Source organism: Maricaulis sp., assembly GCF_015665295.1.
Lineage (GTDB): Bacteria > Pseudomonadota > Alphaproteobacteria > Caulobacterales > Maricaulaceae > Maricaulis.
This window is the reverse complement of record NZ_JADFAJ010000001.1, coordinates 190,120-215,788: the sequence shown is the minus strand read 5'-3', so window position 1 is coordinate 215,788 and position 25,669 is coordinate 190,120. Positions and strand designations below refer to the sequence as shown.

Genomic DNA, 25,669 nt, shown 5'->3' with positions numbered 1-25,669 from the left:
TGCATGGCGACACGGTGCGCGCGGACGGGACAGGGCGGAAGGTGGCACGGCGCCGCGCGTCGATAAATCTCGCAATCAGGTTGTGGGTATTCGCCAGGCGGATTGAAGCCCGCAGCCGACCGGACGCCTAGACCCGGGGGCCCGGTCCGTGGCGCAGCTTGCCCAGCAGGCCGGCCAGATCCGGCAGCTCGGCCGTGAGCCTGGCGATATTGGCCTTGGTCTTCTCGAAATCCATCACATTCTGGATGCGACGGTCGAGGAAAGCTTGGGCTTCGGCCTTCTCCGTGTCGGCCTCGTTGAGCCAGGTCGATAGGGTCGAGCCATAGACGCCGGCCAGTATGGTCCGCTTGGAATAGAAGTTCACATCGGTCGAAGCGTCGCCAATGGCGCGCCAGATCGTGTCTGCGGTGGCCCACAGGAGCTGCGGTGCCTCGCTGGCGGCGTCGGGCAGCATGAGGCGGGAACGCGCCCTGCGGGCCGCCTCCTCGTGCGGGCCGATCGCCTCGAGCCTGGCCATGACTCCGAATCGGACCCGCTCGCGGACCTTCATCGCCTTGATGTCAGCGCCTCTCACGGCGGTCACTACGGCCTGGTCGAGCCGCCTGGACCAGCGCACGATCAGGTCGAGCACGCCACGCGGGCAGGCCAGCAGGGCCTGGCCCTTGTCGATGCCGGCATCGGTGCAGGCCCGGGCGAAACTGTCATCGGTCCAGCCATCGAAGGCGGCCAACGGTAGAATCGACTCTAAAAGCGCGTCGCGTGTGTTATCCTTCACGGAGCGGGGCAGGGTATCGGCTTCCATCATGTCGATCTGTCTAGACCAGTGCGGTGGCTTCGTCACCTCGCCCGTGTGTGCTGACAGTGTGGACACGTGGTCGCAGCTCTGCTAGTAGCCCCGCCTCTGGCGAACTAGCGACGTGAGGAATGGCCCTCGCGTCCAACCTATGGAGAGAGAGCCATCGTACAGATCGTTGTGCGCGACAATAACGTGGAGCAAGCGCTCCGCGCGCTGAAAAAGAAGATGCAGCGGGAAGGTACTTTCCGCGAAATGAAGCGTCGTAATCATTACGAGAAGCCCTCGGAGAAAAAGGCTCGCCAAAAGGCTGAAGCCATTCGCCGTGCGCGCAAGCTGGCTCGCAAGCGGGCTCAGCGCGAAGGTCTCGTCGCCAAGCGTGGCGGCACGACGCGTCGCTAGGGTCGCCAGGCCTCATTGCGAGTAAAGTGAAACCGCCGTGTCCCATCGGACACGGCGGTTTCCTTTTGCCTGAATTTCAAAGTTCGATTTTCAGCGGTTGGTGAGGATGCGCTCGATCTCGTCCAGCGTGTTCTTGCCGAAATACAGCTCCCCTTCGACAAAGAAGGACGGGATGCCGAATGCGCCTCGTGCCGCTGCGTCCTTGGTATTGGCCATCAGTTTTGCCTTGATCTCCGGTGTCCCGGCCGCCGCGAGCAGGGCTTCAACGTCGAGGTCGGTATCGGCAAAGGCTGCGGCGATAATCTCCGGCTCATCCATTTTCTTCGGTGCTTCCCACATGTGATGGAAGCCGGCGTCCAGAAACGCCGGCAGCACGCCCGCCGCGTCGGCCGCTACCGCCATACGCATCAACAGCAGGGTGTTGACGGGAAAGTGCGGGTTGAAGGTGAAATACGACAGGCCATGCCTGGCGATGAAGCGCTCGAACTCGCGCCCCTCATAGGCCAGCTTGTTGGGGATGTCGGAATACGCCAGCATGGGTGCCTGGTTGCCGGTCAGCTTGAACAGGCCGCCGAGCAGGACAGGCGTATGGCGCAGCGTCGCGCCGGTACGCAGGGCGAGGCCGGGCAGGACCTTGTGGGCGAGATAGGCGTTCGGGCTCGCCAGATCGATCAGGACGTCAATTTGGGTCATTACCAGGTCTCTCCATGGGGTCTGAGGTCCATCTCGAACGTCCAGGCGTCCCGGCTCTGTTGGTGCAGGGTCCAGTAGGCGTTGGCGATCGAATCTGGATTGGTGAGGGCGTCAGCGGGCAGGTCCGCGGCGACCTCGTCGCCATGCAGGGCGCGGATCCGGTCGCGGACAAAATCGGTGTCGACGCCGGCGTCAATGACGAGGTGGGCAACATGGATGTTCTTCGGTCCGAGCTCGCGCGCCATGGACTGGGCCATCATGCGCAGGCCGCCCTTGGCGCTGGCAAAGGCGGCATAGCCCGACCCGCCGCGCAGGCTGGCGGTGGCGCCCGTGAAGAAGATCGAGCCGCGACCGTGATCCAGCATGATCCGCGCCGCCTCGCGCCCGGTCAGGAAGCCCGCCTTACAGGCCAGCTCCCAGACCTTGGTGAACACACGCTCTGTTGTTTCGAGCAGCGGAAACTGCACATTGGCTCCGGGATTGGAGATGACGACTTCCAGCGGTGCGTCGGCGTTGGCGGCCTCGAGGAAAGTTTTCACGCTCTCCTCCTGGCGCGCATCAAGATGATGCGCGACGCAGCGCCCGCCTGCTGAGGTGATTGTCTTGCAAAGCGGTTCCAGTTTGTCGGAATTGCGCCGCCCGGCATGGACGACATAGCCCTCTGCCGCAAATTTCCGCGCGATCGCCGCGCCGATGAAATCCCCGGCGCCGACAATCGCGCAGCTGGCATTTCGCTTGTCCATGACCCGCTCCATCTTGAAATAAGACCAACTAAGTCTTGAAATGGGACTGAGTCAATGGCATAGCGAACTCATGCGATGGAATGAGTTGTCAGACGAGAGGTGTTCCCTGGCCCGCACGCTGGCGGTGGTCGGGGATCGCTGGACCCTGCTGGTCCTGCGCGAGGCCTTCCTGCGGGTGCGGCGTTTTGATGATTTCCGCGCCCGGCTCGGAATCGCACGCCGTGTCCTCGCCGAACGTCTCGCCCATCTGGTCGAGGAAGGTGTGCTGGAAAAACAGGTCTACCAGACCCGCCCGCTGCGCCATGAATACCGGCTGACGCAAAAGGGGCTGGACCTCTATCCGGCGCTGCTATCGCTCGTCCATTGGGGTGATCATCACTATGCCGGTCGGGCCGGTCCGCCGGTGGTCCATACCCACAAGACCTGCGGCCATGACTTCCACAGCGTGCTGAGTTGTTCGGAATGCGGTGAGCCGGTCGGTGCCCGGGACGTGCTGGCACGCCCCGGACCCGGCTCGGCCTAACCTCAGGCCGGTTTTTTCTGGCCGCCGATCTTGAACCAGCCCTTCACCGTATCCTGGTTGGCCTGGTTGAGCGCGCCCATGCGGAACAGGACGCCGGAGCCCCAGATCACAAAGACGGCAAAGGCGATCATTCCGGCCGTGGTGCCGATGATTTCCACCATTCCGACTTCATGTGGCAGGCGTGCGAGCATGAGGTAGGGCGTCCACAGCGGAACCCAGCTGGCGAAGGCGACGATAGGTGAGTCCGGCGAGTCGATCGCCATCATGACCAGGAAGATCGGCACCATCATGATCAGCATCATCGGGCTCATCAGGGTCTGGGCATCCTGCAGCGTCTCGCACAGCGAGCCGATGGCCAGGAAGACGGCGCCATACATCAGATAGCCGATGATGAAATAGCCAAGCGCCGGCAGCAGAAGGCCGGGATCGAGCACGGCGGCGAGGATCTCGGCGATCGGTACATCCGCGGCTGCCGCGACCTGTTGCACGCCGAAAGTCCCGAGCAGGGCCATGCCGCCCCACACGATCAGCAGGGTTGCCGAGACGGCGGCGACGCCGATCAGCTTGCCGGTGAGAATTTCATGGTGCCGGGTCGAGGCCAGCATCATTTCCAGCACCTTGTTGCCCTTCTCCTCGATCATCGCGGTCAGCAGCATGTTGACGACCGAGAAGATGATGATCCACAGGCCGAACGCGGTCATCGCGCTGACGATCAGCGGAATGCGCTCGGCTGCGGTGACTTCCGCCGTATCGCCGGTGCGCTCCGGGTTGAGCTCGCGGACATCGGGTGAGAGGCCTCCGGCGGTCTCGATCAGGTCCGGGCTGACCCCGGCATCAATGAGATACTGCGTCTGCATGTAGTCCCGCAGGGAATTGCGGATCTGCGAGCGCAGGCCGCCATCGGAAACATTGGTGCTCCAATAATCGACCTCGATCGCGCCTTCGGCGTCCTGGCGCAGGAAGACGGCGGCAAACAGGCTGTGCCCGCCATCGGCGGCTGTGAAGCTGGCGCCGCCGGTGAGATAGGGACGCAGCGCGTCGAGCTCGGTCTCGCCGACATCGACGCGCAGGTAACGCTCGTCTGAGAGCTGCGGCTGGGCAGCGAGCGCGGCTTCAACCTGCGGCAGGTCGCCGAACATCTCGCGCATGGCTTCGCGCGTGCGTTCTAGGTCCTCGGCCCGGCTGGCTTCCGCCTGGGCCTCGAGCGCCGCCTCCAGCCTGCCGCCTGTCTCGTCGACGAGGACGTAGTAGCGTGTCGGCTGGGAGTTCTCGATCAGGATCGGCATGCCGATGCCCAGCGCCATGAACATCGGCACCGAGGCCAGCGACAGCCAGAAGCCCCAGGTGGCGACATAGGAGAGGAATTCGCGGCGGGCGATGAGATAGATGGCGCGCATCACACGGCCTCCGTTTCGGCAGCGGCGCTGGCGCCGACGAGATGGACAAAGGCGTCGTGGAGATGGGCGCGAACTGGCTCGAAGCGGGCCAGTTTCACGCCGCTGTCGACGCAGGCCTTGAGGACATCCTGGGCGTCGGTTCCGGTGGCGAGATCGATCGTCCAGACTGCATTACCGTCGACCGGTGCTTCGCGGGCGATCTGGCCTTTTCCGGCGAGGATCTGTCTCAGATCGTGATCGGAGGCCGCTTCCACCGTAACCCGCCGGGGCACTTCACCGAGCGCCTGGCTAACGCTGCCGTCAAACACCTTGCGGCCCTTGGCGACCAGCACGATCTGGTTACACAGGCGCTCGGCATGCTCCATGACATGGGTCGAGAACAGCACGGTCCGCCCGGCTTCGGCCTGGCGGCGGACGATTTGCTCGAGCGCATTCTGGTTGACCGGGTCGAGACCGGAGAAGGGCTCGTCGAGAATGATGAATTCCGGCTCGTGGACCAGGGTGGAGATGATCTGGACCTTCTGGGCCATGCCCTTGGACAGGGTCTTGACCTTGCTGTCGGCGACGTCCGGCAGATCGAATTCTTCCAGCATGGCAAGGCCGCGCCTGCGGGCCTCCGCTGCGCCGACACCCTTGAGACGGGCGAAGAAGGTGATGACGTCGATCACCTTCATCTTGCGGTAGATGCCGCGCTCCTCGGGCAGAAAGCCGACCCGGTCGAGCGCCGCCGGCCGCGGCTTGCCGCCGAACAGGCTGACCGTGCCGCTGTCGGGCGTGAGAATGCCCAGCGACATGCGCAGGCTGGTTGTCTTGCCGGCGCCATTGGGGCCGAGAAAGCCGGTGATCTGGCCGCGCTGGACCTTGAAGCTGACATCCCGGACGGCCGGCTTGCCATTGAAGGTCTTCGAAACGTTGGATAGTTCGAGAATGGTCTCGGACATGGTGCCCCCTATCATGATCGCGCCGGAGCCTAGTCAGGATAGTGGCAGGCGGCCACCGGTATTGGGCAGTTTGCCGTCCCCCTTCCCGCCCAGTCAGGCGAGGTCGAGGACGAAATACGGCAGGTCCAGCGGCGGCGGTTCGGCGAGGCCGAGCCGGGTGAGCTGGTGATGCGCCTGCCCGCGGTGATGGGTGGCGTGGTTGAACATGTGGGTGAGGATGATGCGGCGTGGCAGGGTGCGCGAAATGCCGCCCATATCCTTGTACGCGAAGTCAGCCAGGATGGCGTCGTCATCCAGCCCGGCGATGAAGGCCCGCGTCGCGGCATCCTGTTCGCGCCGCGCCGCCCACAGGGCCTCGAAATCGGTTGTCGGCGTCGCGTCAAGCCGGGCATGGGGCGCGGATTGTCCAAGCAGGCGGGCCATCCAGAGATGGTCGGCGACCAGGATATGGGTCAGCGTGCCCTGCAGGGATCCGAAATAGGCACCGATATCGCGGCGGCGCGGCTCGCTCCCGATTTCACGGGCGGCACTGTAAATCCGCTGGTTCGCCCAGGCGTTGTAGTCGGCGAGTTGCAGGAAGTGGTCGCGCATCAGGCCCTCCGGGCTGTGTGCCGCGCTGGTCGGCGGTCTCGATCCCGCAGATAGTGCCCGCGCCGTTTTGGCACGCAAGGGCGAGGATACATGTCCCCTGAAGATGCCCGCGCACGGCTCAATGCCCTGCGCCAGGAAATACTCGACCTGTCCGATGCCTCCAGCGAGGACCGCAAGCCGGTCGAGCTCGACCAGCAATCGGTCGGACGTCTCTCACGACAGGATTCGATGCAGGTCCAGGCCATGGCCAAGGCCGCCGACGCGCGGCGGGTCCAGGAAATGCGCCGGATCGATGCCGCCCTGGTGCGCATTGACGAGGATGAGTTCGGCTGGTGCGCCGAATGCGGCGAGCCGATCGAGGATGCCCGGCTCGAGATTGACGCGGCAGCCCCGCGCTGTTCGGCCTGCGCCTGATGCGCTAGCGGGCCTTGTAGCCGGCCTGACGGATCAGGCTGCGCAGCGCGTCATCGCCCGGCGAGGCGAGTTTCAGCAATTCCACATAGGGGTCGCCGCCGAGCTGCAGGCATCGTGCAAAGGCCGGCTCGGTCTTCAACCCGTCGGCCTTGGCGGCACGAACGTCCGTGCGCAGCCGGTCCTCGGCGCATTGCAGCAGGCGGTGCTCGGCCAGCCAGTGGACATAGCTTTCATGGGTCTCGACCGGGCGCTCGCGGCCGAAGATCTCGACCGGGACGTGTTCAATGACCATCCGGGCTATGATCGAGGCTTCGCCTGCATGGAGGTTGTCGACGACCTCCGCGTCCGGCCACAGGGTGGAAAGCGCTGACTTGAAGGCTGCAAGCCCCGTTGTGGCACAGCAGGCAATGTCGATATCGGCGCCAGGCCCGTGGACGGAAAGCGGGATGGAGCCGACCCAGCGCGGTGTCCAGCGTGCCAGCTTGCGCATCAGCCCGTGACGGGACATCAGGCGGCGGATTTCCGGGCAGGGCATCAGGCGATCGGTCATGGCCCGCGATCTCGCGCGCGGCGGCAAAACTGTCAATCCGCGTCCTTCAGGGTGATGGACAGCTGCGCCCCGTTGCGACAGCCTGCGGAATCACAAAAGGGGACCGGCCATGGGCTTTTACAGCGAACGCATCCTGCCAAATCTCATCGCCTGCGCCTGCGGAACCCGGCCAATCCTGAAACAGCGGCGTCTGATGGTTCCGGAGGCGCGCGGTCGCGTGCTCGAGGTTGGCATGGGGTCGGGTACCAACCTGCCCTTTTACGACCCGCAGTCGGTTACCGGAATTGTCGGTGTTGAACCGTCCGCAGGCATGCGCACCAAGGCCCGGCGGGCAATTGCCGGTCAGGCCATACCGGTCGAGCTCATCGACGCGCCGGGCGAAGCGCTTCCGGTGGAGGACAGGTCCATTGATACCGTTCTTTTGACTTTCACGCTGTGCACGATCCCGGACTTCCAGTTGGCGCTTTCGGAAATGCGCCGAGTGCTCAAGCCGGAGGGCCGCCTCGTCTTTGTCGAGCACGGGCTGGCGCGGGATGCCGGTATCGCGCGCTGGCAACACCGTATCGAGCCGGTCTGGAAGGCCATTGGCGGCGGCTGTCATCTGACCCGTCCGATGGACAAGCTGATCGCTGAGGCGGGTTTCAGAATTGACCGGCTGGAGGCGGATTATTTGCCCGGGACGCCGAAATTCTCCGGCTATGTCTACAAGGGCCTGGCCGGTGTGCGCTAGGGCATCCCCGGGAAACTCGTCACGTATTCAATCCTGATGTCCGGGAAGCTGGTCACGAACTGGATGGTGAAGTCCGGGAAGCTGTCGACGAATTCCCATGTCCCGCACTCATCCGGCAAAGCAGCGACCGTCTTGACCTTGAGGTCGGGGAAGCTGGTCACGACCTGCACCCGGATGTCGGGAAAACTCTCCACGATCGCGACAGGCCCTTGCAGCGCAATGCCGTTGAAGGAGCAGTCTTCGGCAATGCCGGGGGCAGCGGTGATGAGGGCGAGTGTGGCCAGCATGCGGTTCAGCCTGCGCTTGCGAAGCTGAACCGCAGCTGAAGCCTGGGCTTAATCCAGCGCCTTCACGATGCTTTCGGTCATCTTCTTGGCGTCGCCAAGCAGCATCATCGTGTTGTCGCGGAAGAAGAGCGGGTTCTCGACGCCGGCATAGCCGGAGCCCAGCGAGCGCTTGATGAAGAAGACGGTGCGCGCCTTCCAGACCTGTAGGACCGGCATGCCGTAGATCGGCGAACCGGGATCATCCTCGGCAGCCGGATTGGTGACGTCATTGGCGCCGATCACGAAGGCCACATCGGCATTGGAGAAATCGGAATTGATATCCTCCAGCTCGAAGACCTCGTCATAGGGGACATTGGCCTCGGCGAGCAGCACATTCATGTGACCCGGCATCCGGCCGGCGACCGGGTGGATGGCATAGGCGACGTCGACGCCCTCGGCCTTCAGCACGTCGGCCATTTCCTTGAGCGCGTGCTGGGCCTGGGCGACGGCCATGCCATAGCCCGGCACGATGATGACCTTGCCGGCATTCTTCATCACGAAGGCGGCGTCCTCGGCCGAACCCTGCTTGGCATTGCCCTGTGGCCCGGCGGCAGCTGCCGCGTCGCCACTTTCGCCGAACCCGCCCAGGATGACCGAGATGAAGGAGCGATTCATGCCCTTGCACATGATGTAGGACAGGATCGCCCCGGACGAGCCGACCAGCGCGCCGGTGACCAGGAGCGCGGTATTTTCCAGCGTGAAGCCGAGCGCCGCGGCAGCCCAGCCGGAATAGGAGTTCAGCATCGACACCACGACCGGCATGTCGGCGCCGCCGATCGGGATGATCAGGGTCACGCCAAGCACGAGGGCGGCCAGGGTAATCAGCCAGAAGGCCGTCTTGGCGTCGCCGCCGGATGCCATCAGGAAGGCGATCATGATGACGATGAAAGCGCCGATGGCGATGTTCAGCAGGTGGCGGGCCGGCAGCATGATGGGCGCGCCGGACATGTTGCCGTTCAGCTTGGCAAAGGCGATGACCGATCCGGAGAAGGTGATGGCGCCGATCGCCGTGCCCAGCGACAGCTCGAACAGGGAGAGATGTTTCAGATCCCCCATCGCGTCGGCAATGTGGAAGGCGCCTGGCGCATAGAGGGCGGCCGCAGCGACCAGCACGGCGGCGAGACCGACCAGCGAGTGGAAGGCCGCGACCAGTTGCGGCATGGCCGTCATCGGCACGCGCCGGGCAATGATCGCCCCGATGCCGCCACCAATCATGATGCCGCCAATGATCAGGGCGATCGAGGCCCCGTCCAGATTGACCGCGAGCAGGGTGGTGACAATCGCGATCGCCATGCCGGCCATGCCGAACAGATTGCCGCGGCGCGCGGTTTCCGGATTCGACAGGCCGCGCAGGGCGAAGATGAAGAGGATGCCGGAGCCCAGATAGAGCAGGGCAGCGAGATTGGCTGACATCTCTAGCGCTCCTTCTTCTTGTACATGGCGAGCATGCGGCGGGTGACGAGGAAGCCGCCGAATATGTTCACACTGGCCAGGATGATGGCGATGAAGCCGAGCCCGCGCGAGAAGCCGGCCCCTTCGGTCTGTGCTGCCGTGGCAGCAACGTCACCGGATCCGGTCGCGGTCGCCGTGGCGGCCAGAAGGGCGCCGACGATGATGACGGAGGAAATGGCATTGGTAACGGCCATCAGCGGCGTGTGCAGGGCCGGGGTCACCGACCAGACGACGTAATAGCCCACGAAGACCGCCAGCACGAAAATCGCCAGGCGGAAGATGACGGGATCAACGGCTTCCATGATCAGGACTCCTTTTTCGTCAGGCTCGGATGCACAACGGCACCATTCCTGGTCAGCGCCATGCCCTGGATGACCTCATCATCCCAGTGCGGGGCGAGCCCGCCCTCCTCATTGACGAGAAGCGGCAGGAGGTTGGCGAGGTTCTTGGCGTAGAGCGCCGAGGCGTCGGCGGCGAGGCGACCGGGCAGATTGCCATAGCCGGCAATCTTGATGCCCTTGTGCTCGACCACTTCATCGACCTTGGTCAATTCGCAATTGCCGCCATTGGGCGCGGCCAGATCGATAATGACCGAGCCCGGTTTCATGCTCTCGACCATGGCCTTGGTGACCAGGGTCGGGGCCGGGCGGCCCGGGATCAGGGCAGTGGTGATGACAATGTCCTGCTTGGCGATATGGCTGGCCACCAGCTCGGCCTGCTTGGCCTGGTATTCCCTGGACATTTCCTTGGCATAGCCACCGGCAGTCTCGGCCTGCTTGAACTCGTCATCCTCGACGGCGATGAATTTCGCACCCAGGGACGCGACCTGTTCCTTCACCGCCGGGCGGACATCGGTCGCGGTGACGATGGCACCGAGGCGGCGCGCCGTGGCGATCGCCTGCAGGCCGGCCACGCCGACCCCCATCACGAAGGTCTTCGCGGGGGCGACCGTACCGGCGGCTGTCATCATCATCGGGAAGGCGCGGCCATAGAGTTCGGCGCCCTCGATGACCGAGCGATAGCCGGCGAGATTGGCTTGCGAGGACAGCGCGTCCATGGCCTGGGCACGGGTGATGCGCGGCACGAATTCCATCGCCAGCGCATTGATGCCGGCCTTGGCCAGGTCCTCGGCCATCCGGGTGTTGCCGTGCGGGCTGAGATGGGCGACCAGCAGGACGCCTTTCAGCTTGGCCAGCGTTGCCTCGTCCGGGCTGCGCACCGCGAACAGCGCGTCGGCGCCCTTGAGTGTTGCAGCTGCGGTGCCGATCTTCGCACCTGCGTCGGCAAAGGCCTCATCGGTCACGGCGGCGGTCAGGCCCGCGCCCTTCTCGATGGCGACTTCATGGCCGGCGGCCACGAATTTCTTGACGGTTTCAGGGGTGGCTGCCACGCGGGTTTCGCCCGCATGTCGTTCTTTCAGAATGGCAATTCGCATTTCGTCCCGCCGCTTTTGGCTTGATGCGGCGAGGATGCGCGAATTCTCCCGTGAGGGGAAGGCCCCTCCGGGAAATTTCTAGACCGAAATCGGGAAAAATTGTGCAGTGCGAAGAGGCGGTGAGGAAATCAGCCGCCCAGCGCCATACCGAACAGTTGAACAAGGCCGCCACAGACCAGGCCGAAGACGAAAAGTCCGCCAAGCGTGACATACCAAGACGTCTTCATGCCGAGCGCCAGGCCAAGCACGCCGCCGACGATCGCTGTGGCGATCAACGAGACCAGCCAGTCAAACTCGACTGCGAAGGCCAGCGTCAGGTAAAGCACGGTGACGACGGTGAGCAGGCTGCCCCACACCGATACTGCAATGAAACCGCCAAAGGTGGCTTTCTGGTCGGCGATGTCCATTTCGCCACGAACATAATCAGACGCCATCGGTTGCGTGCCTCCGTCAAACTGGTTTCGAGCGGATAGCACGCGTTGAATGTTCCGCCAAGATGTCGGCGCCATATGCCGCAGATGACACCTGTCATGTCCGATCGGTGACGCCTGTGTCTGCCGCGATGCCGGGCATGGCGCCAGATTGGCTCCAGGCAAATGGAGCCCTCTCATGACCGATCTTTCGACAGACATCCTCAATGAACGCCGGCGATACTCGGCAGCCGCCGGTGGCGGCGTCTCGCTTCCTGTGGCCGGTGCCATCTACTGGGCCTGCCTGGCGATCGCCGGGACCTGGATGGAGCCGACACAATGGGCCTATACGGCCGCCATGTTCTCCGGCGCGATCTTTCCCGTCGGCCTGGTGCTGCAGGGCGTTTTCAAATCGCCCTTCATGAAGGCCAAATCGCCGCTTTCCGGGGTCACAACGGCGGCCATTGTTGCGATCAACCTGCTCTGGCCGATCCACATGATCGTGGTCTGGACGGCGCCCCAGGCCGCGCCGCTGACGCTCGCCATCGGGATGAGCTTGCACTGGCCGATCATCGGCTGGGGCTATGCGTCAAAGGTCTGCATGGCTCACGCGATCGTCCGGGTCGCGGCGGTGACGGCGATCTTTTTCCTCGCGCCGCAATACAGCCTGGTCGGCATCCCGCTCGTGGTCAGCGGCCTTTACCTGCTGGCCGCGGCCGGGCTTTCATGGGAATCGAACCGCTATCGCCGCATGATTGCGGCCCCGGCCTGAGAAAGGCGGACCGACCCGTGATCGCCCTGCGCACGCTGATATCGCCGAATCGGCCCTGGATCCATCTCCTCTATCTGGGCATGTTCTTCTTCGGGTGGCTGTACCAGCCTCCGACACGGCTCGAGGCGATCACGGGGCTGGCGAGCATGGCCGGCTTTATCGCCCTCTACGTTTTCGCCATGCGGCGGATGGACTGGACGCTCTTTCCCGCCGCCCTCATCACCACGCTTCTGGGCCTGATCCTGATCCCGCAAACCCTGGGCGGCGGCGTCTATTTCGTCTTCGCGGCGGCCATGCTCGGCCGGCTCGACTGGACGCCCCGCCTCTGGGCCGCGATGGCCTTGCTCGCCGTGACCAGTATCACCGCGGTCTGGATCTACGCACCTACCCCGTTCTTCGCTCTGGCCATGGCCGGACTGGCCGCGATGGCGGCTGGCGGATCCATGATCGCGGCCCGCCATGAGCGTCAGGCGGATGAAGCCGAGGAAACCCGGTCCCGCGCCGCCCGCGAGGCCGCGGAGGCCGAACGCCAGCGCATCGCCCGCGACCTGCATGATTTGCTCGGTCAGACCCTGTCGACCGTGACCCTCAAAGCCGAAATTGCCGAACGCCTGATGAGCCAGGATGGCGAGCGGGCCATCACCGAGCTGCAGGCCATCCAGTCGATCTCGCGCCAGGCCTTGGCCGATATGCGGGAAGCGGTGATCGGACTGCGCGGGCGGAAGCTGGGCGATGCCATGCGCGAAAGTGTCCAGCGTCTGGCCGATGCCGGTGTCGCGGCCGAGCTTGAGGGTAAGGAGGACACAGGCAGGCTGTCCGATTTGGCTTCCACCGCCCTGGCCATGGTTACGCGGGAAGCTGTTACCAATATTATTCGCCATGCCAATGCGAGCAGCGCGAAACTGGGCTTCTTCCGCCAGGGTGATGCAGTCCGACTGATCATCCGGGATAATGGGCGGGGCGGGGCCGATCCGGACGGCGGCGGGCTCAGCGGCCTGCGCGCCCGGCTTGAAGGGCTCGGTGGCGCATTGGAGGTCGGCCCGGTGAATCGAGACGAGGGAACGCTCCTGACGGCGCGCTTGACGGATCAGGCGGAGAGCGAGGGGCAGTCGCAATGATCAAGGTCGTGATCGCCGAGGACCAGACCCTGCTGCGCGATGCGCTGGCCACGCTTCTCGGCCTGGAGAGCGATATCGAGATTGCCGGACTGGCGGCCAATGGCCGCGAGGCCCACACGCTCATCCGCCGGGAGACGCCCGATCTGGTTCTCACCGATATCGAAATGCCCGACATGACCGGTCTGGAACTGGCCGATCTGCTGCGCCGTGAACAGGCAAGAACACGCGTGTTGATTGTCACCACGTTCGACCGGCCGGGCTATCTGCGGCGGGCCATGGAGGCCGGCGTTGCCGGTTTCATCCTGAAAGACGGACCGTCGGCGGACCTGGCTGGCGCGATCCGGCGGATCATGGCCGGCGAACGCGTCGTTGCACCCGAACTTGCCGCCCGTGCCTGGGATGAGGCAGACCCGCTCAGCGATGCCGAGCGTCGTCTCCTGCGGCTGGCCGAGGCCGGGCTCGACAGCCATGCCATCTCCGAAACCTCGGGCCTCGCGCGCGGCACGGTCCGCAATTACCTGCACAGCGCCATCGGCAAGCTGGGCGCCGGAAATCGCATCGAAGCGGCACGCCTGGCCCGACAAAAGGGGTGGTTGTAGTAAAATCGCTGCCCTAGACTGGCTGCGCTGCAGCAAGTTCGGAGCGTCGCATGCGCATTCCCTTCGCCCTCTGGTCCGGTGTCCTCGCGGTTCTGGCCTTTGCCGCCATGGCGGGACGGGAATATCTCAATTTCGGCGCGATCGAATTCGGCTATCTCTGGCCGATCGGGCTGAAGATTGGCGGCGTCTGGCTGGTGCTGGTCATCCTGGTCGGCATCGTGTCCGGCCTGCGCAAGGCCGCGGCGGCGCGCCCGGGCAGCCTGCCCGATGATGTGGCGCAGGAAATCCGGCGCCACCCCGAACACTGAGTTCCGCTCAGCCCCAGCCGGGTCCGGTCAGGACTTCCAGCGCCGCAGCCACCGCAATCGGCTGATCGAGAATGAGATGATGTTCGGCCTGCGGGATCGACACCATGGTGGTGGCCGGTCCGAAGGTCTCGCGCATGAAGTCCCAGATTTCGTCTGTTACCAGGCGCGAGTTGGCACCCCGGAACAGGGCGATGCGGGTTTTCAGCGTGCCGGCGATATCGGCAGGCGGCGGACGGTCATAGTCCAGCTTGTCCCAGAGCTTGGGATCAAACTTCCAGGTCCAGCCGGTCGAGCCGTCGGGGCGTTCGATCTGTTTCAGCGATTGCCGCGCAATATGGTCGAGCAGGAAGGCATTGTCACAGCCCTGCTCCGGAAGCAGGCGGAACCGCGCGAGGGCGGTGTCGAAGGCGTTGTAGATCATGCCGCCGCGCGAGGGCGGTGAGGAGCGTCGTTGCTCCTGGCTCGGCCGGATCGGGCTGTCCAGGACCGCGATTCCCTTCAGACGTTCGCCGTATTCCATGGCGGTGGCGAGCGAGACAAAGCCACCAAAGGAGTGACCGACCAGGAAGGGCTTGCCGGCCTCAAACGCGCCGCCGGCCTCGCCGGCGGCGAGGACTTCCAGCGCATAGGTCTCCATCGTGTACCGATCACGGTGGTCGCTATCGCCCATGCCTGACAGGTCGAGCGCAACGACGCGGCGGGTGTCGGCCAGGAAGGGCGCGATGCTGTCCCACCAGTCCTTGTGGGCGACGCCACCGTGCACAAGGATGAGCCCGCTATCGCCGCGCCTGCCCCAGGCTTTCCAGGCGATGGTGGCGCCCTCGACCTCGACCGTGCCGTGCTCGGTCGGGACAGCAAGGGCGGTCGCAAACCAGTCCGGCGCCGGCGGACGGTCGCCATTGAACTGGACAAGCGGGGCTGGCGGGCGGGGGGAGGTCGCGGCTTTTTGGCTCATTGTCTAGCGCTAGCCCCGGGGGGCGGTGTCGTCAATTGCCGGTCGCGGACGGAGCAAGCGAGATCAGGTAGGGTATGGCGAATACCGCCCATGCATTGTTGGCGACATGGCCAAGGATCGGGGCCGCCAGCCGACCCGTCCAGACCCGTGCCGCGCCCAGCGCGAGGGCAAGGAAGAAGGTCGAGGTCATCACCAGCAGGCCCTGGGTGATGTGAACAAGGCCGAAGGCCAGCGCAGAAATGATGATCGCGAACAGGGTCGGGACGCCGCGGGCGATCATCATCGGCAGCATCCAGCCGCGGAACAGGATTTCCTCGACAATCGGGGCCGCGATCAGGGTCAGGCCGATAACCAGCCAGAGGCTGGCGCCGGCGCCGACAAAATCATCCACATTGGACAGATCGTCCCGCGTGGCGCCGCCGGACAGGGTCAGCTCCGGCTTGCTCATCGCGAATTCGTGGAAGCTGAGTGTCAGCGGGCTGGCGATCAGCACCATGAAGATGATGACCAGGGCGGCGGCCAGGATGTCGGTGAAGCGCAGGGGGAAGACCGCGAAGACAGGCCGATGCGCCTGATAGCGTTTCATCCACGCCCACATGACCAGGGCGAGACCGGAATAGCCGATGATATTGCCCAGGAAGACGGCGCTGCCTTCGCTCAGACCGGTCACCGGTCCACCCAGTGCCGCCCAGCCCGCCAGGGTCGCCAACTGTGCCGCAATGATCAGGGCGAACATCAGCACGGGCCAGACAATCATGCCCGGCAGGGAATGGATAACCCGCATGCGATAGGGTTCCGCCAGTGAGGCGAAGACGTCGTGGCGGCCGAATGGCCACCGGGTGGGTGTGTCCTGGGGAAAAGCCATGTCTCGGGCGGATGCCACTTCCGTGCCAGTCGTTAAGCGGGTCTTGATGCTTATGCTTAACCGCTCGTTGCCGCCTCTTAAACGTCAAATTTAGACAAGTGTCCCATAACGGTTCGCATAGACGCCCCGTCCGCAAGGGTGGTGAGGCCAAAAGGTCCGGCGGAATAACAATGCGACCGAAAAGGCGTGGGTGATGGTGAAATCAGTTCTGATCGTCGATGACGATCCGACACAGCGCCGCCTCCTTCAGGCGGTGATCGAGAAGCAGGGCTACCGGGCCGAGACCGTGGAGAGCGGTGAGGCGGCCCTCGATCGCGTGGCATCTCCGGGGATTGATGTCATGCTGCTCGACCTGATCATGCCGGGCATGGACGGGATGGAGACGCTGGAGGCGCTCAAGCGCAAACAGCCGGATCTGCCCGTCATCGTACTGACTGCAAGTGGGGGTATCGAGACCGTTGTGGCGGCCATGCGGGCCGGAGCGGTGGACTTCTTCGTGAAGCCGGCCAGCCCGGAGCGTATCACGGTGTCGATCCGCAACGCGCTGCGCGTCCAGAACCTGTCCGGCGAGGTCAAGCGCCTTAGCCGCAAGGCCGAGGGCACGCTGGGCTTTTCCGACATGATTGCCGGGGCGCCGACCATGCGCCAGGTCGTGCGCTTGGGTGAGCGTGCGGCGCAGTCCGACATTCCGATCCTGATCACGGGCGAAAGCGGCGTCGGCAAGGAGCTGGTCGCCGGGTCGATCATGGCCGCATCCAAACGCGCCGGCGGCCCCTTTGTCGCGGTCAACTGCGGCGCGATCCCGGAAAACCTCGTTGAATCGACCCTGTTCGGCCACGAGAAAGGCGCCTTCACCGGCGCCGTCGGCAAGCATATGGGCAAGTTCCAGGAAGCCGATGGCGGCACGCTCTTCCTCGACGAGATCGGCGAATTGCCGCTCGACATGCAGGTCAAGCTGCTGCGCGCCCTGCAGGAAGGCGAGGTCGATCCGGTCGGCGGCAAGCGCCCCGTGAAGGTCAATGTCCGCATCATTTCGGCGACCAATCGCGATCTCGCCGAACAGGTGGCCTGCGGTGCCTTCCGCGAAGACCTGTTCTACCGCCTCAATGTCTTTCCGATCGAAGTGCCGTCACTGCGCTCGCGCAAGGATGACATTCCGGCCCTGGTCCGCCATTTCATCGGGCGTTTCAACGCCCAGGAAAACAAGTCGGTCCAGGATGCTGCGCCCGAAACCCATGCCCTGCTTGCCGCCTTCGATTGGCCGGGCAATGTCCGCCAACTGGAAAATGCGGTCTTCCGCGCGGTCGTGCTGTCGGATGATGATCAGCTCAAGCCGGAAGACTTCCCGCAGATCTCGGGTCTGACGCCGAAGATCGGCGAGATGCCGGATACCTGTGCCCTGACGGCCATGGCCGGATCACTCGCGGCGGGCGAAACCACAGTTGCGGGCGATCTGGGTCCGGTTGAGATCATGGATGAGGGCGGGCATCTGCGCTCCCTCGAGGATATCGAGCGTGACCTGATCGAATTCGCGATCGAGACCTATTCCGGTCGGATGAGCGAAGTCGCTCGCCGCCTCGGTGTCGGACGTTCGACGCTCTACCGCAAGGTGCGCGAGTACGAGCTGGATGTCGACGGCGTGCGCGCCGCCGGCTGATCACAGGAAAACGCCTCCCCGCCACGGGAGGAGGCCTGCCCCTCGGGGCGGGGGACGGAACGGGCCGGCGCTGCCATGCGCGCCGGCCCGTTTTCATTGTGCGGTGAGGTGAGGCGTCCGCCGGTGATCAGCCGGCGACAGGCAGCGGCCAGACCCGGTCAAAGCGGTGGAAGACAGCGTCCTGGCTGACGTCGAAGACGTAGCCCTCGCTTGCGGCTTCGCGGGTGAAATAGTCAATATGGGCGTCCATCCACCAGGCCAGGCTGCGGTCACCCTCGCCCTCGACCCAGGCAAATTCCTCGGTCGTGTCACGGACCGGGTGGATGTCGACCCGGCTTGCCTGGATGATACAGGCCGGCTCGCCGCGACCGTCGAGCACAAGCGCCAGATCGCCGGGTTTGGGCAGGGGATCCTTGCCGGGGCCATACCAGCGGCTATGCGAGGCGGTCGCCTTCTTTCGGTCAATCAGGACAAGGGCCAGCAATTCATCGGCGAGTTCAGGACTGTCGCCGAAGGCGAACACGTCTTCCGGTGCCCGGTCGTGGCCGGTCGCGTCGCAGAAGTCCTGCCAGTATGCGGTTTGGGAAGGGGTCATGTCGGGCCTCCGCTATCGAGGCCCGATCAGGTGCGTGACGATGGGGGCCGGGTCAAGTCCCGGCCCTGAAACATCAAACTGCGACAGCCGCCGCCTGATTGGCCGTCCGGTCAAGCCAGCCGGCATAGACCGGTATCAACGCGGCTTCGCGACGGAAACGGGCGCGCAGCTGGCGCACCAGCCGCAAGAGCGAGGCGTCGAGTGGCGAGCGGTCGTTGCTTTCGGCCATCAGGCCCAGCTCGATATGCATGCGCAGGATATCAATCCGGCTCGACAGGCCATGAATCTGGCCATCAAGGCGGGAAATATAGTCGCGGGTGAGCGGGTCGGCCGCGAGCGGTGAATATAGGTGGGTTTCGCGCTCATCGACCAGCTTGTCCAACGCGGTCATGGCCTCACTGAACGCGGCGCGACCGCTCTCACTCGAGAGACCGTCAGCAACCGCCAGGTCGAGCGCAATGAACAATGACTGCTCGTGATGATCGAAAGCATCTACATCCTGAAACATCGCATCCATCCTGTTTACGACCAGTCGTCAGGATAGCCGGGCCCCCGACCCCGTGCGCGTGGAAGTCGGGTTAACCCTGAATGAAGTGCTAATCAGCGCCGCCGCGGCCGCCACCGCCGGGAATAACGCGAAAGCCGGCACGCCTGATTTCTGGCGCGGTATCGGTGGGTTCTGGCGGTTCGGGGGCGGCGCTCGCCGGCGGCTCCTGGGGCGTGTCGATATCATCGTGAATATCACGCCCGCGCGGCAGCGTGCCGCTACCGGACTTTCGCCTGAATCCTGTGCCGCGAGACATCGGCTTGCGGGCCTTGCCCTTGGCCTTTTTCTCGATCTCGCGGAGTTTCAGGGCCTGACGGGCCGACAGGGCCTCTTCGGTATTGCCCTTGTCGGGATCATTGAAGGCGGAGCCGAATTTTTCCAGCCGCTCTTCGAGCGAGCCGAGGAATTCGCCTTCCCATTCCGAGAGTTCCGGCTTGTCTTCGCTGGAATCCGCCGCCGCCTTGCGGGCCCGTTCGAGCCGTCGCAAGGCGCGCCGTGTCTTTTTTTCGTCGATCTTGCGAACCAAGCGGGCCTCCCCGAGAAGGCCGCCAGTCTAGCCCTCGACAGCGCCGAGATACAATTCCAGCAGCGCTTCGGTCTCCTGGCGCTCATGGCGGTCGATCTTGCGCAGCGCAATGACCTTGCGGAGGATCTTGGTGTCATAACCGGAGGACTTCGCCTCGGCATAGACTTCCTTCATGTCGGCCATGACATTGGCCTTGTCTTCCTCGAGGCGTTCGATCCGCGCCACAAAGGCTTTCAGCTGCTCGCGCGCGGCGGCGCCGATGGCGTCGGATTCGTCTTTGTGGGTTTCGTTCGCGGGATCGGTGAATGCCATGGGGGAAGCCTTTCAGGTGGACGGAGCGGGAGACTAGTTGCAGCCCTCGTCAGCCTCAAGCGGCTGGGCCAGTCATCGCGGCTTTTCGCGTCGCTTCGCCGGCGCGCCGGCGCACCCGGGCCACGGCTTTGGCGACAAGGTCGGGATGGTGGTGATGCAGGTTGTGACCGGCTCCGGACACCCAGCTCAGCCGGGCCCGCTGCATGCGCTCGGCGACCATGCCGCCATGCCGCTGCGACCACAGGACGGTGTCGGCGCGCGCGACCAGTATTTCGGTCGGCTGCTCGATATCCTCATAGCGATCCTCCTGGGCTTCCAGGTGGAAATTGACTTTCATCATGTCTGTCGAGTTGGCCCGCCAGGTGCCCGGGCGGAGCAGGAGTGGCAGGGCCGAGCGATCGAGATATTGCTCCGGAACGGGTTCCGGGTGGAAGGCGTTGACCACGCCTTTTCGGGCCTGGGCTTCACCGGTCAGCGGCACGATGAGATGCGTGATCAGCGGGCCCAGGACCGGCCAGAAGCTGGCTGCATTGAACCAGGCGGCATCGCCGATCCAGGCTGACAGGGCCGGCGCGACCAGCACCACCGAGTCAACACATCCCGGATGATCCATGGCGAGGCGCATGGCGATCGCGCCACCCCAGGAATGCCCAACCACCGTCACGCGATCACAATCGAGCTCGTCCAGCAGTGCGGCGATCAGCGCCGCCTCGCGTTGCGGGTCCCAGTCGCCATCCGGCCGTTCGCTCCAGCCGAGACCGGGCCGGTCGAGCCAGATCACGTGCTGGCCGGAGAGACTGTCAGCGAGGGCGAGATAGGGTTCTTCCAGGTTCGACGCGGCGCCATGCAGCACAAGAATGGCCGGCTGATCACGTGGTCCGGTCTGGCGCAGGTGCAATCTTGTGCCGGCGACGGTCACGAAGTTGGCGGCTGGCGGAAACCGGGTTTCGATGCGGGTGACGGCGCGGCGGGCCGCCCACAGGGCAAGGCCTGCCAGGACGAGCAACAGCGCGCCGGAGATCAGGACCGGGCCGACCAGAGCCACCGGCTAGAGGGCCCGTCCGGCCTGCAGGGCGAGCAGGCGGTCACGCGCTTCGGTCGCGGCTTCATGGGCCGGATAGATCGCCAGCGCGTCATTATAGGCTTCCAGCGCGGCCTCGACCTCGTTGGCGCGTTCCAACAGGCGTGCAATTGTCAGATAGGCATCGTAACGACGCGGTTCGAGCGTCAGCGCCGTATTCAGGGACTCCAGCGCATAGGCCCAGTCCTCGGCCTGGGCCGCCATGCGTCCGGCCGCAAGCCAGCCTTCGGCGAAACCGGGATCGAGCTGGGTGACGTGGTCATACATGCGCGCGGCAATATCGGCATTGTCGGCCTGTTCGGCCGCGCGCCCGCGGTCCATCAGCAGGGCGATGGTCGCACTGCCGGAGTGGGCCCAAAGGGCGTGGATTTCATCAATCAGCGGCGGCGCTTCGCGCGGGCCGGCCCCCGCAAGCGCGTCGAGCCGTTCGGCAAGCCGGACTTCCGGTGTCTGGAATTCCGTCTGCGGCGCAATCTGCACGTCCGCGACAGCCGCGTCCTGGGCGGTCGTCGCGAGCAGAAGGCTGGTGAGAAACGGGGTCATCATGACGAAAACATAGACCGACTGGGGCCTGCGTCCAGATGTCCTGTCCACATGATGGACGAGATTTAAGGCCGGATCAGTGCGAACCGGGGCTGTGGGATGGCAGTACGGCGGTTGCGAACCAGAAGCTCTCGACCGCATCGACAATCTCTTCATAGCCAAGCGCGTCGAAGGGCTTGGTCAGATAGGCATTGGCGTGCAGGGCGTAGCAGTTCTTGATGTCGAGCTGGGACGAGGACGTTGTCAGGATCAGCACCGGGATATTGGCCAAGCTGTTGTCACCCTTGACGGTTTTCAGCACGTCACGGCCGTCGATCTTGGGCAGGTTCAGGTCCAGCAGGATGAGGTCTGGCAGCGGTTTCTCGGCATGCTCCCCGATGCAGCGCAATCGTTCCAGCGCCGCTTCGCCGTCGCGCGCCACCTCAAGGTCATGACGGACGCGGCCGCGCTCGAACGCGTCCCGTACGAGGAACTCGTCTCCGGAATTGTCTTCCACAAGCAGGATCTTGGCTGAGCGCGGCGTTTTCATTGAATGGGGTTGTCCGGGCCGGAGTCCGTGCCTGACAGGCTGTCAGGGCCGGACTTGGGGAGGGTGAAACGGAAGATGCTTCCGCCAGGCTGGTGGTCTGAAACAGTTAGCACGCCGCCATGGGATTCAACAATTTTTCGACAGATGGCGAGACCCATGCCGCTGCCGGGATAGGAATCCGGAGAGTGCAGGCGCTTGAAAGGCATGAAGATTTGTTCACGGTATTCGCGCCTTATGCCAATCCCGTTATCGATGACCGCGATCTCCCAGCTGTTGCCGAGGTCGCGGGCTTCAAGTGCGACTTCGGGTTCCTGACCGGCTGGCTGGAACTTGACCGCATTGCCGATCAGGTTCTGCAACAGCTGGCCGAGCCGCGCCGAATTGCCTCGCACCACGGGCAGGGCGCCAATCCGGATGTGATCCCGCGCCGCCTGAACCGACGGCCCGAGTGTGTCGAGCGTGCTGCTCGCCAGTTGTGCCAGGTCGACATCGCTCTTCATGATGTCAGCGTCCGAGTTGAGGCGGCCATAGGCCAGAAGGTCGGTGATTAGGGTCTGCATGCGCGAGGTGGCATTGAGCGTATGGTGGATATAGGTCCGGCCCGTCTCGTCCAGCTTGTCATTGTAGCGACTGGCCAGAAGCCCGGTGAAGTTCGAGATCAGGCGCAGCGGTTCCTGCAGGTCGTGGCTGGCGACAAAGGCAAAACGCTCCAGCTCCTCATTCGCGCGTGTCAGCCGTTCGATGAAACGCTCCTTGTCTGCCTCGACTTCCAGTCGTTCGGTGATGTCGCGCATGATCGTCACATCGCCCAGCGACCGGCCGTCGGAGTCGCGGATCACCTCGGTGGAGAATTCGGCGAAAAAGTCACTGCCATCGCGGCGGCGGAAGCGGTCGATGCCGGAGTACTGGTCCGACGCCTGGCTTCGCAGGACGAGCGGGCAGGTGTCGCGGCCGTGGGGACGGCCTTCCATGTCGACCGGATGGATCAGGTCATGCACGTCCCGGCGCGTCATTTCCTCGGGCTCATAGCCCAGCAGCTTCGCTGCCGCAGGGTTGACCAGAACGCCGTGCCCCTCGGCATCCAGGCCTATGATTGCGTCCGCGGCGTGTTCCAGGATCAGCGACAGGTTGCGTGACAGGGTCAGTGTTTCTGCGGTCTTCTCGTCGACCAGTCTTTGCACAAGATCGGTTCGCGCAGTGGACAGCAAGGCGAGCGCATTGAGCACGGACACAAAGCACAAGCCGACCACAATCACGGCCCAGGAGACCCAGTCCTGCTGGGCGGCGAGGAAGCGATCGGTCGCCACATAGTCAATGCGCCAGAGCTGCCCCCCGACCGGGAGTTCGCGACTGGTCATCAGCCCGGGCTCGTCGGGGACCGTCCCGAATGTCCAGATTGTCGATCCGCCGGATCCCAGTCCGCTGACGCGGTAGTTGTAGACCGAGCGCTCGTGCTGGAAGGCACGCGTCAGTATGACATCGATGCGGAAAATGCCGATGGCGACGCCCTGCAGGTCTTCGCGACGCTCCGCGAGGCTTTCCGGCACGCGGCGGCCCGAGAAGGCGGGTATGGCCAATGCGAGCCAGGCCTGGTCGCCCTCGCCGTGAAGCGCGGACGCGGCGAGCAGGCCTGATGCGAGAAGATCGTCAACAAGCCGGGGAAGCCCCGCGAAATAATAGTCCGAGACGAGGTTTCGCTCGGCCGCCACCATGATCGCCCGGCCCGGCTCGAGCTGGAGTGCGTCGGCAGGTGCGAGGACGACATGGTTTGATCGCGATCCGGACTCCTCTGGGACCAGCCAGTGAACGGAACTGACACTGTCGAACTGGCCGAATGCAATATCGACGAAAGTCAGGAATTCATCATTCGTCACATCCTGCGAGGCGGCGAAGAAGCCTTCCAGCGATTCCAGTCGCCGCCGGGCGCCATTCAGCCGTTCCTGCACGGCGATATGGTCTTCTGTGACCTGCGCATTGAATAATTCGTCGCGACGCTCGATCGCGTTGACCCGGGCCAGGCAGAACAGTCCGATTCCGATCGAGCACAACAGGGCGAAGGCAAGCGCCACAATGCGCTTTCGGGTCCGGCTGACGCGCTTGCTGGCAAACAGCAGCAGGATGATCGGGGTCAATGCGGCGCCGGCGACGGCATTGCCGGCCCAGTTGCGCAGCATGGCGGTAGTGAAGTCGAGCTGGGGCGGGGCGAAACCGCCGAAAACCAGCCAGGCCGAGGCCAGGGCCGCGCCGCACAGGCTGGCCAGGATGGCACCATAGCCAATGAGGCGGAAAAGTTGCAGGCCGGTTTCCATTGCCAGGTCTGACCGGTTGTCGGGATGGACAAGGCGTTTGGCGATCACCGCCTGCAGGACGGCGGCGGCGGCGAGGCCCAGGCTGCCGGCCAGCGAGCGGATCAGTCCGGCATCCAGTGCGTAAAGACCATAGGGCAGGGTCAGGATGAACATGCCGAGCGCGATCGCCGGCAGAGCGCGATACCCGATGATAAGCACGGCCGCGAGGCCGATCGCGCCCGGAAGCCAGACCGGGGCCAGGAAGCCTGGCGGGATAGCCAACAGGAAAGAGGCCGCACCGGAAATCAGATAGGCGATCAGGATGATTGAATTCGCCTTGAGATCACGCATGCGCGCAATCGCCTCCCGCGTTGTCGGGTCCGATGAACCTCGATGCGGGATTGAAGCGCAATTCTGGCGTTACGACAAACATTTGCATGCGCAATCAAGACGGGCCGACCGAAGGCCGGCCCGTCTGAAGGCGGGTCAGGCTGCTCCGGCGAGATCCGACAGCGCCATGGCAGTACGCAGCTGGTCTTCAGTATCGCCAAGCTGGTGATCGATCATGATCAGGCGTTTGGCGTAGTGTGATCCGGAATATTCCCAGGTCATGCCGATCCCGCCATGCATCTGCACGGCTTCCTCGGCGACCAGCTTGCCGGCCCGACCGATCAGGTTCTTGGCCTGGGCCACGGCCAGGGCGCGGGCCTTGGGGTCTGCATCCAGTTTTGACGCGGCATAGATGGTGATCGAGCGCGCCTGCTCGATTTCAATCGAGAAATCGACCAGCCGGTGCTGCAGGGCCTGGAACAACGCAATCGGACGACCGAATTGCTGGCGCTGCATCAGATAGTCCTTTGTCATCACCTTGAGGACATCCATCGCGCCGACGGCTTCGGCGCACAGGGCGACACGTCCGGCATCAAGGGCCAGCTCGATGGCGTCGCGGGCGTCCTCGGACAGGCAACGCGACTTGGTCTTGTCGAGAATGACCTCGGCGGCGCCCGCGCCATCAATCATGGCGTAGGGCAGTATTTCGGCGTCCGCGGCCGCCACCTCGTACAAGCCCAGCTTGCCGGCTGTGGACTTGGCCGCGACCAGAATGTGGTCGGCACAATGACCGCCATAGACGACTGTCTTGCGGCCGGTCAGCGTGTCGCCGCTGGCGCTGGTGGTGATGCTGTCGAGATCGCCATAGGTGTCGCTCTCGTCGAAGCCGAAGGTGGCCTTTTCCGCACCGGCGATAATTGTCTCGATCCGCCCGGCCTCGCCATGGGCGGCGTAGAGACGCAGCGCCATGAGATTCCCCAGCATGGGCTCGGCGCAGATGGCGCGGCCCATTTCCTCGAAGACGGTGGTGATGTCGAAGCCGGCACCGCCGAACCCGCCATCGTCCTCGGAGACCAGGGCTCCGAGGATGCCCAGCTCGGCCAGCTCGGCCCATTTCGCCGGGTCGTGGAACGGGTCGTCATAGGCGACCTTGTTGCGATGCTCGATCGGATACTGTTCGGCCAGATAGCGACGCAGGCTATCACCGATCATGCGGCGATCTTCAGTCGGCGTGAAATCCATGG

32 protein-coding genes are annotated in these 25,669 nt (G+C 64.3%); 9 read left to right on the top strand and 23 right to left on the bottom strand.

Annotation, left to right across the window (positions count from 1 at the left end):
• Window positions 1-127: 127 nt before the first annotated feature.
• Window positions 128-805 carry a COQ9 family protein gene (locus QZZ02_RS01040; RefSeq protein WP_291841685.1) on the bottom strand — a complete coding sequence of 226 codons (678 nt, stop codon included), beginning with the start codon at window positions 803-805 and terminating at the stop codon, window positions 128-130.
• A 153-nt stretch (window positions 806-958) separates the two neighbouring features.
• Here QZZ02_RS01040 and rpsU point away from each other — a divergent pair, with 153 nt between their 5' ends.
• On the top strand, window positions 959-1,195 hold the full coding sequence (rpsU, locus tag QZZ02_RS01035) for a 30S ribosomal protein S21 (RefSeq protein WP_075188542.1): 237 nt from the start codon (window positions 959-961) through the stop codon (window positions 1,193-1,195).
• A gap of 90 nt (window positions 1,196-1,285) precedes the next feature.
• Here rpsU and QZZ02_RS01030 read toward each other — a convergent pair whose 3' ends face one another.
• Together QZZ02_RS01030 and QZZ02_RS01025 are read right to left on the bottom strand one after the other, a co-directional pair.
• A complete protein-coding gene (locus tag QZZ02_RS01030) occupies window positions 1,286-1,888 on the bottom strand; it encodes a 2-hydroxychromene-2-carboxylate isomerase (RefSeq protein WP_291841682.1) in 603 nt (200 codons plus the stop codon).
• On the bottom strand, window positions 1,888-2,631 hold the full coding sequence (locus tag QZZ02_RS01025; RefSeq protein WP_291841680.1) for an SDR family NAD(P)-dependent oxidoreductase: 744 nt from the start codon (window positions 2,629-2,631) through the stop codon (window positions 1,888-1,890). The genes QZZ02_RS01030 and QZZ02_RS01025 overlap by 1 nt, the downstream gene beginning before the upstream one ends.
• Window positions 2,632-2,701: 70 nt before the next feature.
• Between QZZ02_RS01025 and QZZ02_RS01020 the strand changes: the two genes are divergently transcribed.
• A complete protein-coding gene (locus QZZ02_RS01020; RefSeq protein ID WP_291841679.1) occupies window positions 2,702-3,154 on the top strand; it encodes a helix-turn-helix domain-containing protein in 453 nt (150 codons plus the stop codon).
• A 2-nt stretch (window positions 3,155-3,156) separates the two neighbouring features.
• On the opposite strand, the gene QZZ02_RS01015 is transcribed toward QZZ02_RS01020, so the two are convergent.
• The 3 genes from QZZ02_RS01015 to QZZ02_RS01005 form a co-directional block, all read right to left on the bottom strand.
• Window positions 3,157-4,551, bottom strand: coding sequence for an ABC transporter permease (locus QZZ02_RS01015; protein WP_291841678.1), 1,395 nt, complete (start codon window positions 4,549-4,551; stop codon window positions 3,157-3,159).
• Window positions 4,551-5,492, bottom strand: a complete 942-nt coding sequence (locus tag QZZ02_RS01010) for an ATP-binding cassette domain-containing protein (protein WP_291841676.1) — start codon at window positions 5,490-5,492, stop codon at window positions 4,551-4,553. The genes QZZ02_RS01015 and QZZ02_RS01010 overlap by 1 nt, the downstream gene beginning before the upstream one ends.
• Before the next feature lie 93 nt (window positions 5,493-5,585).
• Entirely contained in the window at window positions 5,586-6,083 is a 498-nt protein-coding gene (locus tag QZZ02_RS01005; protein WP_291841674.1) for a DinB family protein, read from the bottom strand.
• 90 nt (window positions 6,084-6,173) lie between these two features.
• On the opposite strand from QZZ02_RS01005, the gene QZZ02_RS01000 reads away from it, so the two are divergent.
• A complete protein-coding gene (locus QZZ02_RS01000; protein ID WP_291841673.1) occupies window positions 6,174-6,497 on the top strand; it encodes a TraR/DksA C4-type zinc finger protein in 324 nt (107 codons plus the stop codon).
• Window positions 6,498-6,501: 4 nt separating this feature from the next.
• Here the strand turns inward: QZZ02_RS01000 and QZZ02_RS00995 are convergent, their stop codons facing one another.
• Complete coding sequence (locus tag QZZ02_RS00995; protein ID WP_291841672.1) at window positions 6,502-7,047, bottom strand: DUF4269 domain-containing protein; 546 nt, start codon at window positions 7,045-7,047, stop codon at window positions 6,502-6,504.
• A gap of 109 nt (window positions 7,048-7,156) precedes the next feature.
• Here QZZ02_RS00995 and QZZ02_RS00990 point away from each other — a divergent pair, with 109 nt between their 5' ends.
• Window positions 7,157-7,777 (top strand): class I SAM-dependent methyltransferase, encoded by a 621-nt coding sequence (locus tag QZZ02_RS00990; RefSeq protein ID WP_291841670.1) that lies wholly within the window; start codon window positions 7,157-7,159, stop codon window positions 7,775-7,777.
• On the opposite strand, the gene QZZ02_RS00985 is transcribed toward QZZ02_RS00990, so the two are convergent.
• The 5 genes from QZZ02_RS00985 to QZZ02_RS00965 all read right to left on the bottom strand — a co-directional run bounded on the left by QZZ02_RS00985 (window position 7,774) and on the right by QZZ02_RS00965 (window position 11,424).
• Window positions 7,774-8,064, bottom strand: coding sequence for a hypothetical protein (locus tag QZZ02_RS00985; protein ID WP_291841668.1), 291 nt, complete (start codon window positions 8,062-8,064; stop codon window positions 7,774-7,776). The two genes, QZZ02_RS00990 and QZZ02_RS00985, sit on opposite strands and share 4 nt — an antisense overlap.
• 48 nt (window positions 8,065-8,112) lie before the next feature.
• Window positions 8,113-9,516, bottom strand: a complete 1,404-nt coding sequence (locus QZZ02_RS00980) for an NAD(P)(+) transhydrogenase (Re/Si-specific) subunit beta (RefSeq protein ID WP_291841666.1) — start codon at window positions 9,514-9,516, stop codon at window positions 8,113-8,115.
• 2 nt (window positions 9,517-9,518) lie between these two features.
• Complete coding sequence (locus tag QZZ02_RS00975) at window positions 9,519-9,857, bottom strand: proton-translocating transhydrogenase family protein (RefSeq protein ID WP_291841665.1); 339 nt, start codon at window positions 9,855-9,857, stop codon at window positions 9,519-9,521.
• 2 nt (window positions 9,858-9,859) lie between these two features.
• Complete coding sequence (locus tag QZZ02_RS00970) at window positions 9,860-10,990, bottom strand: Re/Si-specific NAD(P)(+) transhydrogenase subunit alpha (RefSeq protein WP_291841664.1); 1,131 nt, start codon at window positions 10,988-10,990, stop codon at window positions 9,860-9,862.
• 128 nt (window positions 10,991-11,118) lie between these two features.
• The gene (locus QZZ02_RS00965; RefSeq protein ID WP_291841663.1) at window positions 11,119-11,424 is read right to left on the bottom strand and encodes an aa3-type cytochrome c oxidase subunit IV; all 306 of its coding nucleotides are present in this window, start codon (window positions 11,422-11,424) and stop codon (window positions 11,119-11,121) included.
• Window positions 11,425-11,599: 175 nt separating this feature from the next.
• Between QZZ02_RS00965 and QZZ02_RS00960 the strand changes: the two genes are divergently transcribed.
• Genes QZZ02_RS00960 through QZZ02_RS00945 form a run of 4 tightly spaced genes read left to right on the top strand, consistent with a single transcriptional unit; the run spans window position 11,600 to window position 14,197 of the window.
• Window positions 11,600-12,172 carry a hypothetical protein gene (locus QZZ02_RS00960; RefSeq protein ID WP_291841662.1) on the top strand — a complete coding sequence of 191 codons (573 nt, stop codon included), beginning with the start codon at window positions 11,600-11,602 and terminating at the stop codon, window positions 12,170-12,172.
• Between the two features lie 17 nt (window positions 12,173-12,189).
• The gene (locus QZZ02_RS00955) at window positions 12,190-13,290 is read left to right on the top strand and encodes a histidine kinase (RefSeq protein WP_291841661.1); all 1,101 of its coding nucleotides are present in this window, start codon (window positions 12,190-12,192) and stop codon (window positions 13,288-13,290) included.
• Window positions 13,287-13,889, top strand: coding sequence for a response regulator transcription factor (locus QZZ02_RS00950; RefSeq protein ID WP_291841660.1), 603 nt, complete (start codon window positions 13,287-13,289; stop codon window positions 13,887-13,889). The genes QZZ02_RS00955 and QZZ02_RS00950 overlap by 4 nt, the downstream gene beginning before the upstream one ends.
• A gap of 50 nt (window positions 13,890-13,939) precedes the next feature.
• Window positions 13,940-14,197 (top strand): hypothetical protein, encoded by a 258-nt coding sequence (locus tag QZZ02_RS00945; RefSeq protein ID WP_291841658.1) that lies wholly within the window; start codon window positions 13,940-13,942, stop codon window positions 14,195-14,197.
• 7 nt (window positions 14,198-14,204) lie between these two features.
• On the opposite strand, the gene QZZ02_RS00940 is transcribed toward QZZ02_RS00945, so the two are convergent.
• Complete coding sequence (locus tag QZZ02_RS00940) at window positions 14,205-15,152, bottom strand: alpha/beta hydrolase (RefSeq protein WP_291841656.1); 948 nt, start codon at window positions 15,150-15,152, stop codon at window positions 14,205-14,207.
• A gap of 31 nt (window positions 15,153-15,183) precedes the next feature.
• Window positions 15,184-16,017, bottom strand: coding sequence for a type II CAAX endopeptidase family protein (locus tag QZZ02_RS00935; protein WP_291841655.1), 834 nt, complete (start codon window positions 16,015-16,017; stop codon window positions 15,184-15,186).
• 193 nt (window positions 16,018-16,210) lie between these two features.
• Between QZZ02_RS00935 and QZZ02_RS00930 the strand changes: the two genes are divergently transcribed.
• Window positions 16,211-17,674, top strand: coding sequence for a sigma-54 dependent transcriptional regulator (locus tag QZZ02_RS00930; protein WP_291841654.1), 1,464 nt, complete (start codon window positions 16,211-16,213; stop codon window positions 17,672-17,674).
• A gap of 127 nt (window positions 17,675-17,801) precedes the next feature.
• On the opposite strand, the gene QZZ02_RS00925 is transcribed toward QZZ02_RS00930, so the two are convergent.
• The 9 genes from QZZ02_RS00925 to QZZ02_RS00885 form a co-directional block, all read right to left on the bottom strand.
• Window positions 17,802-18,269, bottom strand: a complete 468-nt coding sequence (locus tag QZZ02_RS00925) for an ASCH domain-containing protein (RefSeq protein ID WP_291841653.1) — start codon at window positions 18,267-18,269, stop codon at window positions 17,802-17,804.
• A 73-nt stretch (window positions 18,270-18,342) separates the two neighbouring features.
• Window positions 18,343-18,777 (bottom strand): hypothetical protein, encoded by a 435-nt coding sequence (locus QZZ02_RS00920; protein ID WP_291841651.1) that lies wholly within the window; start codon window positions 18,775-18,777, stop codon window positions 18,343-18,345.
• A gap of 88 nt (window positions 18,778-18,865) precedes the next feature.
• Window positions 18,866-19,342 (bottom strand): hypothetical protein, encoded by a 477-nt coding sequence (locus QZZ02_RS00915; RefSeq protein WP_291841650.1) that lies wholly within the window; start codon window positions 19,340-19,342, stop codon window positions 18,866-18,868.
• A gap of 27 nt (window positions 19,343-19,369) precedes the next feature.
• A complete protein-coding gene (locus tag QZZ02_RS00910) occupies window positions 19,370-19,654 on the bottom strand; it encodes a DUF2312 domain-containing protein (protein WP_291841649.1) in 285 nt (94 codons plus the stop codon).
• A gap of 55 nt (window positions 19,655-19,709) precedes the next feature.
• Window positions 19,710-20,699, bottom strand: a complete 990-nt coding sequence (locus tag QZZ02_RS00905; protein ID WP_291841648.1) for an alpha/beta hydrolase — start codon at window positions 20,697-20,699, stop codon at window positions 19,710-19,712.
• Between the two features lie 3 nt (window positions 20,700-20,702).
• Window positions 20,703-21,281, bottom strand: a complete 579-nt coding sequence (locus tag QZZ02_RS00900; protein ID WP_291841647.1) for a hypothetical protein — start codon at window positions 21,279-21,281, stop codon at window positions 20,703-20,705.
• A gap of 73 nt (window positions 21,282-21,354) precedes the next feature.
• Window positions 21,355-21,807, bottom strand: a complete 453-nt coding sequence (locus QZZ02_RS00895; protein ID WP_291841646.1) for a response regulator — start codon at window positions 21,805-21,807, stop codon at window positions 21,355-21,357.
• On the bottom strand, window positions 21,804-24,446 hold the full coding sequence (locus QZZ02_RS00890) for an ATP-binding protein (protein WP_291841645.1): 2,643 nt from the start codon (window positions 24,444-24,446) through the stop codon (window positions 21,804-21,806). The genes QZZ02_RS00895 and QZZ02_RS00890 overlap by 4 nt, the downstream gene beginning before the upstream one ends.
• A 135-nt stretch (window positions 24,447-24,581) precedes the next feature.
• Window positions 24,582-25,667, bottom strand: coding sequence for an acyl-CoA dehydrogenase family protein (locus QZZ02_RS00885; protein ID WP_291841644.1), 1,086 nt, complete (start codon window positions 25,665-25,667; stop codon window positions 24,582-24,584).
• Between the last annotated feature and the right edge of the window lie 2 nt (window positions 25,668-25,669).

Excerpts from the sequence above, each read along its gene's own strand:
- QZZ02_RS00885 (WP_291841644.1), bottom strand. The coding sequence starts at position 25,667 with ATGGATTTCACGCCGACTGAAGATCGCCGCATGATCGGTGATAGCCTG.
- QZZ02_RS00995 (WP_291841672.1), bottom strand. The coding sequence starts at position 7,047 with ATGACCGATCGCCTGATGCCCTGCCCGGAAATCCGCCGCCTGATGTCC.
- QZZ02_RS00980 (WP_291841666.1), bottom strand. The coding sequence starts at position 9,516 with ATGTCAGCCAATCTCGCTGCCCTGCTCTATCTGGGCTCCGGCATCCTC.
- QZZ02_RS00925 (WP_291841653.1), bottom strand. The coding sequence starts at position 18,269 with ATGACCCCTTCCCAAACCGCATACTGGCAGGACTTCTGCGACGCGACC.
- QZZ02_RS00940 (WP_291841656.1), bottom strand. The coding sequence starts at position 15,152 with ATGAGCCAAAAAGCCGCGACCTCCCCCCGCCCGCCAGCCCCGCTTGTC.
- QZZ02_RS00945 (WP_291841658.1), top strand. The coding sequence starts at position 13,940 with ATGCGCATTCCCTTCGCCCTCTGGTCCGGTGTCCTCGCGGTTCTGGCC.
- QZZ02_RS00930 (WP_291841654.1), top strand. The coding sequence starts at position 16,211 with ATGGTGAAATCAGTTCTGATCGTCGATGACGATCCGACACAGCGCCGC.
- QZZ02_RS00975 (WP_291841665.1), bottom strand. The coding sequence starts at position 9,857 with ATGGAAGCCGTTGATCCCGTCATCTTCCGCCTGGCGATTTTCGTGCTG.
- QZZ02_RS01025 (WP_291841680.1), bottom strand. The coding sequence starts at position 2,631 with ATGGACAAGCGAAATGCCAGCTGCGCGATTGTCGGCGCCGGGGATTTC.
- QZZ02_RS00985 (WP_291841668.1), bottom strand. The coding sequence starts at position 8,064 with ATGCTGGCCACACTCGCCCTCATCACCGCTGCCCCCGGCATTGCCGAA.
- QZZ02_RS01040 (WP_291841685.1), bottom strand. The coding sequence starts at position 805 with ATGATGGAAGCCGATACCCTGCCCCGCTCCGTGAAGGATAACACACGC.
- QZZ02_RS01020 (WP_291841679.1), top strand. The coding sequence starts at position 2,702 with ATGCGATGGAATGAGTTGTCAGACGAGAGGTGTTCCCTGGCCCGCACG.
- QZZ02_RS01030 (WP_291841682.1), bottom strand. The coding sequence starts at position 1,888 with ATGACCCAAATTGACGTCCTGATCGATCTGGCGAGCCCGAACGCCTAT.
- QZZ02_RS00910 (WP_291841649.1), bottom strand. The coding sequence starts at position 19,654 with ATGGCATTCACCGATCCCGCGAACGAAACCCACAAAGACGAATCCGAC.
- QZZ02_RS00895 (WP_291841646.1), bottom strand. The coding sequence starts at position 21,807 with ATGAAAACGCCGCGCTCAGCCAAGATCCTGCTTGTGGAAGACAATTCC.
- QZZ02_RS00920 (WP_291841651.1), bottom strand. The coding sequence starts at position 18,777 with ATGTTTCAGGATGTAGATGCTTTCGATCATCACGAGCAGTCATTGTTC.
- QZZ02_RS01005 (WP_291841674.1), bottom strand. The coding sequence starts at position 6,083 with ATGCGCGACCACTTCCTGCAACTCGCCGACTACAACGCCTGGGCGAAC.
- QZZ02_RS00935 (WP_291841655.1), bottom strand. The coding sequence starts at position 16,017 with ATGGCTTTTCCCCAGGACACACCCACCCGGTGGCCATTCGGCCGCCAC.
- QZZ02_RS00950 (WP_291841660.1), top strand. The coding sequence starts at position 13,287 with ATGATCAAGGTCGTGATCGCCGAGGACCAGACCCTGCTGCGCGATGCG.
- QZZ02_RS00965 (WP_291841663.1), bottom strand. The coding sequence starts at position 11,424 with ATGGCGTCTGATTATGTTCGTGGCGAAATGGACATCGCCGACCAGAAA.
- QZZ02_RS01015 (WP_291841678.1), bottom strand. The coding sequence starts at position 4,551 with ATGCGCGCCATCTATCTCATCGCCCGCCGCGAATTCCTCTCCTATGTC.
- QZZ02_RS00900 (WP_291841647.1), bottom strand. The coding sequence starts at position 21,281 with ATGATGACCCCGTTTCTCACCAGCCTTCTGCTCGCGACGACCGCCCAG.
- QZZ02_RS00970 (WP_291841664.1), bottom strand. The coding sequence starts at position 10,990 with ATGCGAATTGCCATTCTGAAAGAACGACATGCGGGCGAAACCCGCGTG.
- QZZ02_RS01010 (WP_291841676.1), bottom strand. The coding sequence starts at position 5,492 with ATGTCCGAGACCATTCTCGAACTATCCAACGTTTCGAAGACCTTCAAT.
- QZZ02_RS00960 (WP_291841662.1), top strand. The coding sequence starts at position 11,600 with ATGACCGATCTTTCGACAGACATCCTCAATGAACGCCGGCGATACTCG.
- QZZ02_RS00890 (WP_291841645.1), bottom strand. The coding sequence starts at position 24,446 with ATGCGTGATCTCAAGGCGAATTCAATCATCCTGATCGCCTATCTGATT.
- QZZ02_RS00990 (WP_291841670.1), top strand. The coding sequence starts at position 7,157 with ATGGGCTTTTACAGCGAACGCATCCTGCCAAATCTCATCGCCTGCGCC.
- QZZ02_RS01000 (WP_291841673.1), top strand. The coding sequence starts at position 6,174 with ATGTCCCCTGAAGATGCCCGCGCACGGCTCAATGCCCTGCGCCAGGAA.